15 protein-coding genes and 1 pseudogene are annotated in these 12,491 nt (G+C 71.2%); 4 read left to right on the plus strand and 12 right to left on the minus strand.

The window, feature by feature from the left end; translation table 11 throughout:
* Positions 1 to 7 precede the first annotated feature (7 nt).
* From ACFY1P_RS22245 to ACFY1P_RS22280, 8 genes and pseudogenes are all read right to left on the minus strand, one after another.
* Positions 8 to 587 (minus strand): annotated as a pseudogene (locus ACFY1P_RS22245) (ABC transporter permease).
* Positions 574 to 1,377: a 2-aminoethylphosphonate ABC transporter permease subunit gene (locus ACFY1P_RS22250; protein ID WP_390751710.1), complete on the minus strand. Its 804-nt coding sequence runs from the start codon at positions 1,375 to 1,377 to the stop codon at positions 574 to 576. The pseudogene ACFY1P_RS22245 and the gene ACFY1P_RS22250 overlap by 14 nt, the downstream one beginning before the upstream one ends.
* A gap of 277 nt (positions 1,378 to 1,654) precedes the next feature.
* Positions 1,655 to 2,722 (minus strand): ABC transporter ATP-binding protein, encoded by a 1,068-nt coding sequence (locus tag ACFY1P_RS22255; RefSeq protein WP_361532364.1) that lies wholly within the window; start codon positions 2,720 to 2,722, stop codon positions 1,655 to 1,657.
* Positions 2,719 to 3,444: a phosphonatase-like hydrolase gene (locus tag ACFY1P_RS22260; protein ID WP_390751711.1), complete on the minus strand. Its 726-nt coding sequence runs from the start codon at positions 3,442 to 3,444 to the stop codon at positions 2,719 to 2,721. Before ACFY1P_RS22260 ends, ACFY1P_RS22255 begins: the two co-directional genes overlap by 4 nt.
* 5 nt (positions 3,445 to 3,449) lie before the next feature.
* Entirely contained in the window at positions 3,450 to 4,571 is a 1,122-nt protein-coding gene (locus ACFY1P_RS22265; RefSeq protein WP_390751671.1) for a TIGR03364 family FAD-dependent oxidoreductase, read from the minus strand.
* Between the two features lie 132 nt (positions 4,572 to 4,703).
* Positions 4,704 to 5,489: a GntR family transcriptional regulator gene (locus ACFY1P_RS22270; RefSeq protein ID WP_390751712.1), complete on the minus strand. Its 786-nt coding sequence runs from the start codon at positions 5,487 to 5,489 to the stop codon at positions 4,704 to 4,706.
* Between the two features lie 26 nt (positions 5,490 to 5,515).
* Entirely contained in the window at positions 5,516 to 6,298 is a 783-nt protein-coding gene (locus ACFY1P_RS22275; protein ID WP_361532370.1) for a hypothetical protein, read from the minus strand.
* Positions 6,299 to 6,631: 333 nt separating this feature from the next.
* Positions 6,632 to 7,621 (minus strand): ROK family protein, encoded by a 990-nt coding sequence (locus ACFY1P_RS22280; RefSeq protein ID WP_390751672.1) that lies wholly within the window; start codon positions 7,619 to 7,621, stop codon positions 6,632 to 6,634.
* 245 nt (positions 7,622 to 7,866) lie between these two features.
* Between ACFY1P_RS22280 and ACFY1P_RS22285 the strand changes: the two genes are divergently transcribed.
* Positions 7,867 to 8,979: a Gfo/Idh/MocA family oxidoreductase gene (locus ACFY1P_RS22285; protein WP_361532373.1), complete on the plus strand. Its 1,113-nt coding sequence runs from the start codon at positions 7,867 to 7,869 to the stop codon at positions 8,977 to 8,979.
* Positions 8,979 to 9,488, plus strand: a complete 510-nt coding sequence (locus ACFY1P_RS22290) for a heme-degrading domain-containing protein (RefSeq protein WP_361532376.1) — start codon at positions 8,979 to 8,981, stop codon at positions 9,486 to 9,488. The genes ACFY1P_RS22285 and ACFY1P_RS22290 overlap by 1 nt, the downstream gene beginning before the upstream one ends.
* A 293-nt stretch (positions 9,489 to 9,781) precedes the next feature.
* Here ACFY1P_RS22290 and ACFY1P_RS22295 read toward each other — a convergent pair whose 3' ends face one another.
* From ACFY1P_RS22295 to ACFY1P_RS22305, 3 genes are read right to left on the minus strand one after another with little or no spacing between them, the layout of a single operon-like run.
* The gene (locus ACFY1P_RS22295) at positions 9,782 to 10,186 is read right to left on the minus strand and encodes a VOC family protein (RefSeq protein ID WP_390751673.1); all 405 of its coding nucleotides are present in this window, start codon (positions 10,184 to 10,186) and stop codon (positions 9,782 to 9,784) included.
* A 29-nt stretch (positions 10,187 to 10,215) separates the two neighbouring features.
* Positions 10,216 to 10,563: a DUF6255 family natural product biosynthesis protein gene (locus tag ACFY1P_RS22300; protein WP_390751674.1), complete on the minus strand. Its 348-nt coding sequence runs from the start codon at positions 10,561 to 10,563 to the stop codon at positions 10,216 to 10,218.
* Positions 10,449 to 10,778: a hypothetical protein gene (locus ACFY1P_RS22305; protein ID WP_390751715.1), complete on the minus strand. Its 330-nt coding sequence runs from the start codon at positions 10,776 to 10,778 to the stop codon at positions 10,449 to 10,451. The genes ACFY1P_RS22300 and ACFY1P_RS22305 overlap by 115 nt, the downstream gene beginning before the upstream one ends.
* Positions 10,779 to 10,973: 195 nt before the next feature.
* On the opposite strand from ACFY1P_RS22305, the gene ACFY1P_RS22310 reads away from it, so the two are divergent.
* Both ACFY1P_RS22310 and ACFY1P_RS22315 read left to right on the plus strand, forming a co-directional pair.
* A complete protein-coding gene (locus ACFY1P_RS22310; RefSeq protein WP_390751675.1) occupies positions 10,974 to 11,837 on the plus strand; it encodes a helix-turn-helix domain-containing protein in 864 nt (287 codons plus the stop codon).
* Positions 11,838 to 11,847: 10 nt separating this feature from the next.
* Complete coding sequence (locus ACFY1P_RS22315; protein WP_390751676.1) at positions 11,848 to 12,075, plus strand: DUF397 domain-containing protein; 228 nt, start codon at positions 11,848 to 11,850, stop codon at positions 12,073 to 12,075.
* 20 nt (positions 12,076 to 12,095) lie between these two features.
* Here ACFY1P_RS22315 and ACFY1P_RS22320 read toward each other — a convergent pair whose 3' ends face one another.
* Positions 12,096 to 12,296 carry a hypothetical protein gene (locus ACFY1P_RS22320; protein ID WP_361523770.1) on the minus strand — a complete coding sequence of 67 codons (201 nt, stop codon included), beginning with the start codon at positions 12,294 to 12,296 and terminating at the stop codon, positions 12,096 to 12,098.
* Between the last annotated feature and the right edge of the window lie 195 nt (positions 12,297 to 12,491).

Consider the following 12,491-nt stretch of genomic DNA (forward strand, 5'->3'; position numbering starts at 1 on the left):
GGGGCGGTCACCGGTAGGACGCCTTGGTGCGGATCCGGGAGACGCCGAGCAGGACGGCGAGCGTCGTCGCCATCAAGGCGACGGCGAGCGCGGCTCCGGCGAAGAGGGCGCCGCGGTCCGTGGTGCCGAAGATCTTGACGGGCAGCGGCGACCAGCACGGTGTGTGCGACGACGACGATCGCGCGGGTGCCGCTGAGCAGCAGCGGCGGCTGCGAGAAGGCGACCAGCAGGGACAGCCCGACCACGACGGACGGCACGGCGACCGGCAGCATGAACAGGGCGTCGACGACGCGCCGTACGCGACGGCCCAGGCGCTCCGCCGCGAGAGCGGCCCAGGTGCCGGTGACGAGCGCGAGGGCGCTCGCCGCGACGGCCGTCAGCAGGCTGGTGGTCAGCGCGCTCGACGAGTCGCCGTGCGCGATGTCCCGGTAGTGGGTCAGCGTCGCTCCGGAGGGGAGTGCTCCGCTCCAGTGGGTGGCGAAGGACGCGGCGAGGACCACCAGGAGCGGCAACGCGAAGACGGGCAGGAAGAGCGCGAAGAAGACGGCCCACGCGGCCCAGCGGGTGCGGCGGCTATGCACGAGCACGGCGGGCACCTTCCTTTCCGGACGCTCCGGGCTTCCCGGTGACGAGCAGGCGGTAGAGGCCGTACAGCGCGACGGACAGGGCGACGTTGACCACGGCCACGACGCACGCGCCGGTGTAGTCGCCGTCCAGGATCGCCTTGCTGTAGACCAGCATCGGCAGGGTCGTGACGCCCTTCGCGCCCGTGAACAGCACGATCCCGAACTCGTTGAGGCACATGACGAGTACGAGGCTGCCGCCCGCGGCGAGCGCCGGGAGCGCCTCGGGCAGGATCACCTGCCGCACGATCCGCGGCGCCCGCGCCCCCAGCGAGGCCGCGGCCTCCAGCTGTGCGGTCTCCACCTGCGAGAAGGCGGCGAGCAGGGGCCGCATGACGAGCGGCGTGAAGTAGGTGACCTCCGCCAGCAGCACGCCCCAGGGCGTGTGCAGGAAGTCGAACGGCCCGTCGCCGGCCCCGGTGGCGTCCGTCCACAGTCCGTTGGCCATGCCCCGGGAGCCGTAGACGAAGAGCAGGGCGAGCGTGATGAGGAAGGAGGGAAACGCGAGGAAAATGTCGATGAACCGGCTCAGCGCCTTGGCCCCGGGAAACGGCACGAAGGCGATGACGAGGGCGAGCGCGAACCCCAGCACGAGCGCGCCCGCGGTGGCGCCGGCGGCGATGGTGACGGTGTTCCAGAGGGCTTCGCGGAAGGCGCTCTGCCGGAAGATCTCGCTGTAGCCGTCGGCTTGCCGGACGACCAGGGCGAGGGGGTAGAGGAAGAAGAGCGCCAGGGCGATGAGGGGTGGCAGGATCCATAGGACGCGGGCGGCGGGCTTTCTTCCCCAGCCCCGCCCCTTCCCGGAACTGGGGCTCCGCCCCAGACCCCGAAGCACGCTCCGCGCGCTGTCCTCAAACGCCGTCGGCCAGACTGGATTTGACTGATGTGGGTGCGCGAATTCAGCCCGTCCGGCGTTTGAGGACGAGCGCCGCAGGCGCTGCGCGTCAGCCGACGGACCCGCACATCGGGGTCTGGGGCAGCGCCCCAGTTTCGGGAAGGGGCGGGTAGGGGAAAAACCACCGGCCCAAACCCTACGCACCGGCCACCGCCACCACATCCTCCGCAGCGAAGTGCAGAGCCACCCGCTCTCCCAGCGAAGGCACCACCCGAAGCTCCGGCACCTCGGCCGTCAGCTCGATGCCGTCGGACACCGCGACCGTCACCCGATGCGACGCCCCCCGCCACTGAAGCCCGGTCACCGCCCCCCGCAGCACATTGGCGCCGGATTCCTCCGGCTCCCCTAGCCCGATCAGATGCGGCCGCACGCAGACCGTCACCTCACCCGTACCCCCACCTTCGCGGACGCGAAGCCGTGCCCCGCCCACCTCGACCGCGCCCGCCCCGCACCACACGCCGCGCAGCAGATTCGCGCTGCCGACGAACGACGCCGTGAAGGCGCTGCCCGGCGACCGGTACAACTCCCTTGGTGTGCCGCAGTCCTGGAGGCGGGCGCGGTCCATGACCGCGATGCGGTCGGCGAGGGTGAGGGCCTCGGACTGGTCGTGGGTGACGTAGAGCATGGAGACGTCCGGCAGGTCGCGGTGCAGCCGGGCCAGTTCGGCGAGCATGTCGCCGCGCAGTCGCGCGTCGAGCGCGGAGAGGGGTTCGTCGAGGAGGAGCACGCCCGGCCGGATGGCGAGGGCCCGCGCGATGGCCACGCGCTGCTGCTGGCCGCCGGAGAGTTCGCGCGGGTAGCGCTTGGCGTACGCGCTCATCCCGGTCATCTCCAGCGCGTCGGCGACCCGTTCGGTGATCCGGTGGCGGGGTGTTCTGCGCGCCTTGAGGCCGAAGGCGACGTTGGCGTCGACGCACAGGTGCGGGAAGAGCGCGTAGCTCTGGACGACCATGCCGATGCCGCGCCGGTGCGGCGGCAGTCCGGTCACGTCCTGGCCGCCGATCAGCACCCGCCCGGAGGCCGGCCGGACGAACCCGGCGACGGCGCGCAGCGCGGTGGTCTTGCCCGAGCCGGAGGGGCCGAGGAGCGCCATGACCTCGCCGGGTTCGACGGTGAGGTCGAGCGCGTCGAGCACCACGGTGTCGCCGTAGGTGACGGACACCTCGTCGAAGCGGATGCCGCCGCTCGTGGTGGTGGTCGTCATGACTCGTACTCCGCTATCAGGCCGGGCAGTTCGGCCACCGACGGCAGGACGGCCGTGGCGCCCGCGGCCCGTAGCGCCTGCTCGTCGTGTGCCCCGGTGAGCACTCCCGCCACGAGCGACGCGCCGGCCCGGCGTCCGGAGAGCATGTCGTAGGAGGTGTCGCCCGCGACCGCGATCCGCTGGACGGAGTCGACGGCCGCGGTGCGGAGCAGTGCGGTGAGGATCATGTCCGGGAAGGGGCGGCCGCGGCCCGCGTCGGCGGGGCAGAGGGTGAGGTCGGCGAGGTCGGTCCAGCCGAGGGCGGTGAGGATCGCGTCCTGGGTGACGCGGGCGAAGCCCGTGGTGAGGACGACGGTCCGGCCTTCGGCCCGCAGGCGCTCGATCGCGGCGCGGGCGCCGGGCACGGGGGCGCAGTGGCCCTCGCCGACCAGCTGTCCGTACGCCGCCTCGAAGGCGGTGTTGGCCCGCCGCGCCCGCTCCTCGTCGCCGAAGAGGTGCCGGAAGACGGAGATCTTCGACTCGCCCATGGTGGCGCGGACGTGGGCGAGGTGGGCGGCGTGTTCCGCCGATCCCGGCCGTACGCCGAGCTCGGCCGCGGCGCTCTCGAAGGCCCGCTCGACGAGCCCTTCGTCGGCGACGGTCGTGCCGGCCATGTCCAGGACGACGAGCCCGATCGTCGCGTTCTTTCCGTCGGCAGTCTTCTCATTGGTCACCGAAGTCATCTCCTTCACCAGCCCAGTTCGTTCGCGGTGGTCTCGGCGATGGCGGGTGCGCAGGTCATGCCGCGGCCGCCGGGCCCGGTCACCAGCCAGACGCCCTCGCGCACCCGCTGGCGGTGCACGACACGCGTGGTGTCGACGCACTGCGCGTACACCCCGGCCCAGCGGCGCCGGATCTTCGGCAGGGGCCGGCCGAGGAGCGTTTCGGTGACGGTCGTCAGGTGTTCGTACGGGTCCTCGTCGACGTCGAAGGCGAACGGTGCCGCGTATTCGTGGGTGTCGCCGATCGTCAGCCCGCCGTCCGCACGCTGGACCGTGAGCAGTTGCATCCGGTGCTCGGCGGCGACGGGCGGCTGGCTCTGTGCGGCGGCCAGGGCGTCCAGGGCGGGGCCGTCGTAGGCGGGGTAGTAGCGAAAGCTGTCGGCGTCGGCCACGGAGGTGGTGAGCCGCTCGCCGAGGGGCGCGGTCTGCATCATCTGGAGGCGTACGCGCCGTACGGGCAGGTCGGGCGCGAGTTCGCGGACCAGGCCGCCCAGCCAGGCGCCGGTGCAGAGGACGACGGCATCACCGGTGTGGGTGACTCCGTGGTCGTCGCGGACGGCGTGCTCGCCGATGGTCTCGCGGACCTCGCGGCCGCCCAGGAAGGTGTAGCGGCCGGAGGCGAGGAGCGCGTCCTTGAGGGCGCGCTGGGCGGTGCGCGGTTCGACGGCGGCGTCACGCGGGCACCACAGGGCGCCGCGGATCTCGCCGCGCAGGGCGGGGTTGAGCTCGCGGGTCTCCTCGGGGCCGAGGAGGGCGAAGCCGCGGGCGGCGGCGTCGGGGCGGGCGAGGGCGGCACGGGCGACGGTCAGTTCCGCCTCGTTGGTGACGACCGTCAGCGAACCGTTGGCCCGGAAGCCGAGGCCGGGGACGCTGTCGGCGATCTCTTCCCAGAGCTGCCGTGCGCGCAGGGCCGTGTCCAGCTCCTCACCACCGGCCCGGCCACCGACCCAGACCAGCCCGAAGTTGCGGACGGAGGCACCCCGGGCCTCGGCCTCGCGCTCGATGTGGACGACCTCGTGGCCGCGTTGGACCGCGTGCCAGGCGTGCATGGTTCCCAGCACGCCGGCTCCGACGACTATGACTCGCATGACCGGAACGCTCCTCGGGGCCGGTGTCACCCAGCGGTCCGGGCGACGACGGGACGGTGAACGGGCTGTCAAACTTGGCCTAGACCCGTTATCTTTACGTTACACAAGGAGGAGGTTCCGGGTGGTCGACTTCTATCGTTTCGTTCCCAGATGTGTGGTGAAGGAGAAGCGGTCGCCCCGGTAGAGCGACCGCACCCGCTCCAGCGGGCGGCCGTCCGTGTCCCGGGACAGACGGTGGATCAGCAGCATCGGCAGCGCGGGCGGCGTGCCGATGAGGAGGGCTTCGCGGGGCGTGGCCAGTACGGTCTCCAGCCGCTCGTCCGCGTCGCCGAAGGAGATGCCGAGGTGGTCGTGGAGATAGCCGTAGAAGGAGGAGTCCGGTTCGAAGTCGGCGTCCAGGCGCGGCACCCGCTCGACCGCGACATAGGTGCTCTCCAGGCCGACCCGCTCGTCGTCGGCGAGCAGTACGCGCTCCATATGCCATACGGGCGCGCCCTGTTCGACGCCGAGGTCGGTCGCGAGCGCGGGCGGGCAGGGGAAGCGGTCGAGCCCGATGAGGGAGCGGCCGGGGCGGCGGCCCTGCCTGCGGACGCCCTCGGTGTAGCTGGCGAGGGCGAGGGGCTGCTCCAGCTTGGGTCCCGCGACGACCGTGCCGCGCCCCGCGCGGCGCAGCCGTCCTTCCAGGAGCAGTTCGCGCAGGGCTTGGCGGACGGTCTCGCGGGAGACCTCGAAGCGCACCGCGAGGTCGCGCTCGGTCGGCAGCAGTCCGCCCTCGCCCAACTCGTCGAGCAGGGCGGCCACTCGGGTCTTGACCGCGTAATACTTCGGGATGCGGCCGTGCTCGGGGATGCCCGCGCGGATGGGCGCGCCGGGTGCGGCGCCGGGTGCCTGCTCCCCCGTGCCGCCGGGGTAGTCCATGAAGTCCACGGCGCGATCCTCGCACCTCAGCGCCGTGCGCGCCGCGCCCCGAAGATCATGGAACCGCCGGCGAGGAGCAGGGCGAAGGCGGCCGCGCCGATCGCGAAGAGCGGCCGCTGGGAGCCGGTGTCGGCGAGCAGGGAGCGGTGTCCGGCCTCGGTGGCCTCCCCTTCGCCGGGCGCCTCGTCATCGGCGCGGCCGGCGCCCGGGGCGGCGCTCGCGGCGGTGCCCGCGACAGCGAAGGTGTAGTCGCCGGACTCCCCCACCCACTCGCCGTCGCCCCCGCGCCGCTGCACGGCGGTCACGTTGAACGTGACCGGCCCCTCGGGCGCGCCGCCGGTGAAGCCGAGGCGTACGCGTACGGGCACGGCGGCGTGCGCGGGCACCGCGAAGCCGGGGAAGTCGGGCGAAGTGCCCTCGAAGACACCGACGTTCTCGGCCTCGTCGGTCCGCTCGAACCGGACCGGCCGCCAGCGGGAGGCCGCCGTGTCGTAGAAGTCGAACCGGATGTCGCCCGGCCGCAGCACGCGCCCCCGGTCCGCGAACACCGCCACCGGGTGCACGTCCCGGCAGTCCGCCCCGGTGCCGTTGCGCAGCTCCAGCTCCCAGACCTGCTGCTCACCGCCGCGCTCGTACGTACCGGGACCGCCGTTCAGCCGCGCGGCGATCGGGAACGTGGCGCTCCCCGGACGGCCGCAGCGCGACTGGACGGGCGCCCGGTCGAGGGGAGGCCGGGGGTACGTGGGTGCCGCCGACGAAACGATCGCGAGCGCGACGGCGCTGACGACGAGCGCACGGGGCAGGTACATCGCGAAACCTTTCCGGAGGGTCCGGGAACGCGAGTCACGGTGGCAGCGCACAGGTGGGGCCGGGGGCCCGGCGCGGCTCGGGTGGGCTGAGTGGGGGTGCGATTCCGCTCGATGTGCGTATTTTCTTTTGATCCGTATGGGCGGGGGCTCGGGGGCGGGGCGGGACTGAGGCCCGGGGGGGCGGGGCCAGGGGGTCGGGGCCAAGGACCGGAGCCAAGGCCAGGGGCCGGAGCCAAGGCCAGGGGCCAGGGCCAGGGGCCAAAGCCAAGGCCAGGGGCCAGGGCCAGGGGCCAGGGGCCAAAGCCGGGGAAGAGCGGACGGGGGAGCCCCGCCCTAGCCGACCGCTCCGCCGAACAGCGGTGCCAGCGCGAGCTCGGCCGCGCCCGTCACCACGGCTCTCTCCTCCGTCACCTCCACGCAGGTCGCCTCGCCGACCACCGTCCGTACCCCCTCCTCGAACCGGGCCGCATGCGCCAGCACCGTCCTGCCCCCGAGCAGCACCAGGTCGATGTCCAGCAGCCGCACCAGATTCTTCGCCCCCACCCCCAACAGCCAGGCCGCGCGCCCCACATCCCCCGCCACCACCGCCTCCAGGCAGAGCGCCTCGACGCAGCCACGGCTGCCGCACGCACAGAGCGGTCCGTCGAGCTGGAGCACCTGGTGGCCGAACTCCCCCGCTCCCGTCCGCTCCCCCCGGTGCACGGCGCCACCCAGCACCAGCCCCGCACCGAGCCCCGTACCCAGGTGGAGGTAGGCGAAGGACGACGCTCCGCCGCGTGGCAGCAGCCCCAGCGCCGCCGCGTTCGTGTCCTTGTCGATCACCACCGGCACGCCGAGCCGCCCGGCGAGCGCGTCCCGCAGCGGATATCCGTCCCACCGCGGGAAGCCCGTCACCTTCCCCAGCACACCGCCCCGGTGATCGAGCGGGCCCGGCACAGCGACCCCTACACCCAGGACAGTGGCCGGAAGCAGGCCGTCAAGCAGCGCCGCCACCTCGGCCAGCACCGCCTCCGCCCCCGACCCGAAGGCCAGCGGAGCCGTACGCGTCGCCACCTCCGCACCCGACAGATCGACCAGAGTCGCCGTCATCGCGTCCCGGTCCAGGTGCAGGCCCACCGCGTGGCCCGCCTCCGGGACCAGGCGGAGGAGCGTCGGCGGCTTGCCGCCCGTCGAGGCCCGGCGCCCGGCGTCCGCGGCCAGCCCGGCCGCCCGCAGCCGCGCGCCGATCTTGCTGACGGCCTGCGGGGTGAGCCCCGCGCCCGCCGCCAGCTCGGCCCTGCTGGCCCCCTCCGGCCCCGCGTCCCGCAGCAGGCCGAGGACCACGGCAGTGTTGTGATCCCGCAGCGCGACGAGATTCGCACCCGCCGGACCGAGGGGCGCGGGTCCGGAGGAGCGGACGCCCGGGCGAGCGTCTCGGCTCGCGTCCGGGTCCGCGTCCGGGTTCGTGTCCGGGTTTGTGGCTGCGCTGGCGTCCGGGCTTGTGGCTTGGCGGGGGGTATTCGTACTGCTCACCTCACCATTGTCGTCACCGCTTGCACTTTCGCAACAGCGTTGCCAAAGTGGAACGCATGGATGGCACCACTGACACCCCCCGCACCCCCTACCGCGTCGGGCTCATCGGTTACGGCCTCGCGGGCTCCGTCTTCCACGCCCCGCTGATCGCCGCGACCGACGGTCTCGTCCTCGACACCGTCGTGACCGCCAACCCCGAGCGGCAGCGCCAGGCCGTCACCGAACACCCCGGTGTCCGTACCGTCGCCGACACGGACGCCCTCTTCGCCCGCGCCGACGAGCTCGATCTCATCGTCATCGCCTCCCCCAACCGCACGCACGTCGCCCTCGCCCGCACCGCCCTCGAAGCGGGGCTGCCCGTCGTCGTGGACAAGCCCCTCGCCGCGACCGCCGCCGAGGCCGAGGCCCTGGCCGACCTCGCCGACGAACGCGGCCTGCTGCTCAGCGCCTTCCAGAACCGCCGCTGGGACAACGACTTCCGTACCGTCCAGCAGCTCATCCGTGACGGCGCGCTCGGGGACGTCCTCCGTTTCGAGTCCCGCTTCGAACGGTGGCGGCCCCGGCCGAAGGGTGGCTGGCGGGAGTCCGGCGACCCCGCCGAGATCGGCGGGCTCCTCTACGACCTGGGCAGCCACGTCGTGGACCAGGCCCTCGCCCTCTTCGGGCCCGCCGCCACCGTGTACGCCGAGGTCGATATCCGCCGGCCCGGCGCCGAGGCCGACGACGACACGTTCATCGCCATCACCCACACGAACGGCGTCCGCTCCCAGCTGTGGGTGAGCGCCGTCACCGCCCAACTCGGCCCGCGCTTCCGGGTGCTGGGCAGCTCCGCCGGCTATGTGAAGTACGGCCTCGACCCCCAGGAGGCAGCCCTGCGCGAAGGGCTCCGCCCGTCGGACGACCCTGCGGCCTGGGGCGTCGAGCCCGAGTCCGCCTGGGGGCGCATCGGCGCCGGCGAGTCTCCGCGCACGGGTGGCGGCGAACCCGTCCACACGCTGCCTGGTGACTACCCCGCTTACTACTCGGCCGTGGTGGAAGCCCTCCTTTCTGGCCCGGGTGGTCAGCCGCCGGTTTCCGCTCGTGAGGCCGCTGCGGCTTTGCGGGTCCTCGAAGCGGCTCGGGTTTCGGCTGATGAAGGGCGTGTGGTGCGGGTTGAGGGGGCGGTGTGATGGGTGAGGTTGCTCGGGTGAGGGGCGAGGGCGCTTCCCTGGAGGACGTCGTCGCTTCGCTGGAAGATGATGAGCGGCGGCTCGTTCTTGATCGGTTCGGGAACGATGATGCCTGGGAGCTGGGGTCCCTGCTCGTCTCCCTCGCCCGCGAGCGTGGTGCGGCGGTTACCGTCTCCATCCGGCGGGGTTCCCAGCGGCTCTTCCACTGTGCGTTGCCGGGGACGTCCGCCGACAATGACGCCTGGGTCGACCGCAAGTGCCGGGTGGTTGAGCGGTATGCGGAGTCCTCCTTCCTTGTCGGGGCGCGGTTCCGGGCGAAGGGGCGTACGTTCGAGTCTCACTCCCGTCTTGATCCTGATCGCTATGCGGCGCATGGTGGGGCGTTTCCGATTCGCTTGCGCGGGACGGGGGTTGTGGGGGTGGTCGCTGTCTCTGGGCTGGCTCAGGGGGAGGATCACGGGTTGGTGGTTGAGGGGTTGGAGCGGTTTTTGGGGGCAGTGGGGGGCTGATTCTGCTGCGGGGTCCGCTGGGTGCGCTTTCCGCTGGGTGCGGGGGCGCTTCTGGGTGCGGGTTGTGTGCGCCTGCGGCGGGACGCCCTTCGGGCGTGTCCTCAAGCGCCGGACGGGCTGGGTTGTGGGTGCCGGGGGCGGCGCCTCCGGGCTGGGGACCTGGAACGCGGTGCAGGCACCGTAAGACGTATTGGGCGCCCTGAAGTCGCACCGCGTTCCAGAACCCCACCCTCCGGCCCCACCCCCTCCCGCCGGAGGGCAAGTGCGGGTCCGTTTCGGTGTCTCCGCTTTTGCTATTCCTGGGCTACCAGTTCGACCTCGAAGCCGTCGTCGTTCTCCAGGAACGCCGCGTAGTGCTTTTCCCCTCCCGCGTACGGGTGTCGGTCGGCGTACATCAGGTGCCAGCCTTGTTTCTTTGCCGCTTCGGTGAGGGTCTCCACCGTGGTCCGGTTCTCGACGTGGAAGGCCAGGTGGTTGAGGCCCGGGCGGTGGCGGTCGTGGGTGCGGGTGGTGAGTGCCGGGGACTGCTCGACGACGATGTAGAAGGATCCGAGCCGCCAGCTGCGGCCGTGTTCCCAGGATTGGTACGGCTCGTATCCCAGGGTTTCCAGTAGCCATCCGAGGCTTCTTTCCGCGCGAGCGAGGTCGGGGAGCCAGAGTTCGAGGTGGTGTGGTGTCCCGTGCCGGGGCTGTTCCATGGCGGCGCCTTTCTGTCCGGCGCATGGTGTCACCCTCCAGGTCGCCATCCCCTGCGGCGGGTTCGGCGCATCAGCCACTCGGCTGCCGCGCGGTCCGCGGTTGCGGCGGTCCTGCGGGGTGGGGTCAGTGCCTGCGCTATTCCCGGTGGGCGCACCGCGCGGTATTCCGTGAACCGTCTCACCCCGCAGCTTTCGCAGCGGGCTTCGCCTCCGGTGTGTGTCCAGCTGTCGCGGTGTGTACATGCGAGTGTCGCTGCGATGGTCACAGTCCGTGCTCCAGTCGCCAGTGCGCGCGTTGAGCGAGGATCGCTTTCGCGGCTTTGAGTCTGTCGCCGCCGGCCTGGGCGTCGCGCAGCGCGGCCGCGAGCTCCGGGCACTCCCCGCACCCTCGGAACGGCTTGATCGTCTGGGGCCAGAGGCCGATCACTTCCCGCTCGTCCCGCGTGGCCAACCGCAGGGCGGAGAAGGGGACTTCCCACTCCTGCCCGCCTCCTGGTTCGCGTAGGTGCCCGCGTCTCCCCACGCTGTCGATCACCTGCCCGATCCGCTCTTCGCGGGTGTCCACCACGAACGCGCCGTTCCTGTACGTCATCGCTCCGCGCGCCTTCCCCCCAGTGCCGGTGTTCGGCTACGCACCGTAGCCACGTATCCACGATGGACCGCCATTTGGGCTAGCGCAACCAAGTTGGGCCCATAGTGGGCCAGCTTCATCCTTGTGGGTGATCGCACGCCTGCGGCCTGGCTTCTGGACCACACTGGGCAAGCACCGCCAGCAGGGGAGGAAGCCATGGGGAACGCCCGTCGGACAGCTCGTCGCCGCAGGCTGGGCGCCGAGTTGAGAGCACTTCGAGAAGCAGCCAACATCTCGACCGAAGAAGCGGCGAAAGCGATCCACGGCGACAAGACGAAGATCAGCCGACAAGAGACGGGGCTGTTCCGTACCACTCGACTTGAGCTTGAGGTCTTGCTCAACCTCTACAGAGCCGAGGACGAGAAGCTACGCAGGTGGCTCATCGCTCTCGCGGCCGAGGGAAACAAACGCAGTTGGTGGCATCGATACAGCGAGGCGCTCGCGAACCACTTCAAAGAAACGCTCACTTTGGAGTCGGATGCGGCCAGCATCGCGGCGTTCCAGTGCCGAGTTGTTCCCGGGCTGCTGCAGACCCAGGCGTACGCGACCGCCGTACTCGAAGGCCAATCGCAGCCATTGTCCGAGGAGCAGCTCAGGCTGTCCGTTGATATTCGCATGAGCCGCCAGAGCATCTTCCTCCGAGGCAATCCTCCGAAGTACGCAAGTGTCTTGACGGAGGGCGTAATTCACCAACAGATCGGTGGCCCTCAGGTCATGGCCGACCAGCTGCGCCACCTGGCCTCCCTGAGCCAGAGTCCAGAGTTGGCGATCCAGGTCATCCCCTACTCACAGGGCAGGTTCACAAACACCAGCGGATCCTTCATCCTGTACTCCTACCCCGAGCCACTGGAGTTCGATGTCGTCCAGGTGTCCTACCTTGGGGGCGATCTGTACTTGGACGAGGACCAGGCCGTGGCGAAGTACCGCAAAGCATTCGAAGAGTTGCAAGCTTCAGCACTGTCGGTCCAGGAGTCAGCCGAGCTGATCTCATCCATCGCGCAAGAGCTTGAACGCGAGTGAGGTGCATCCCGTGATACGCCACTACTTATCCCGCTACAGATGGCGTAAGTCCTCTTACAGCCCTGACGAAAGCGACGACTGTGTCGAAATTCGGCTGGCAAGCGGCGAACTCATAGCCGTACGTGACAGCAAGGCCCGGTCCCACGGCGCGCTCACCTTCCCACCGCAAACATGGCAGACCTTCGTCCACGCCATACAGCAAGACGTCCTCAATCCCGCTCAGGGCAACGACTCCTGACGCCCCCCAGGGACAGAGCGTTACAGCCGCCCCCTCCCCTGCCGGGACCTGACGAGGACCATCAGGCCCAGGCCCGCGCCGGCGAGCATCAGGCCACCGCCCAGGACCATCGTGTCGCCCAGGGGCGGCGTGCTGCGGTGGTGCACCGGGACGTAGCGCGTGGGTGGGCGGTCCAGGCCCGTGAACGCGCATACCAGCAGTGCGCCGGACACCACGGTCATGGCGACCAGCGGCCGTCGGCCGCGCCACCGTCTCGGACGTCGGTGCCGGCCTGTTCCGCCCAATACCTTGCGCATGTCCGAAAATATGCACACTCAGGGCGCGTGAGTGGGGCAGCACACGCCCCCTTTCCCCCGAATCGCCCCACCTGAGGGCAGCCCTCGCGCATCGTTTCCGCCAGCCCGTCGCCGGCTCTG

Origin of the sequence: Streptomyces sp. NPDC001407 (genome assembly GCF_042895325.1) — a bacterium.
Lineage (GTDB): Bacteria > Actinomycetota > Actinomycetes > Streptomycetales > Streptomycetaceae > Streptomyces.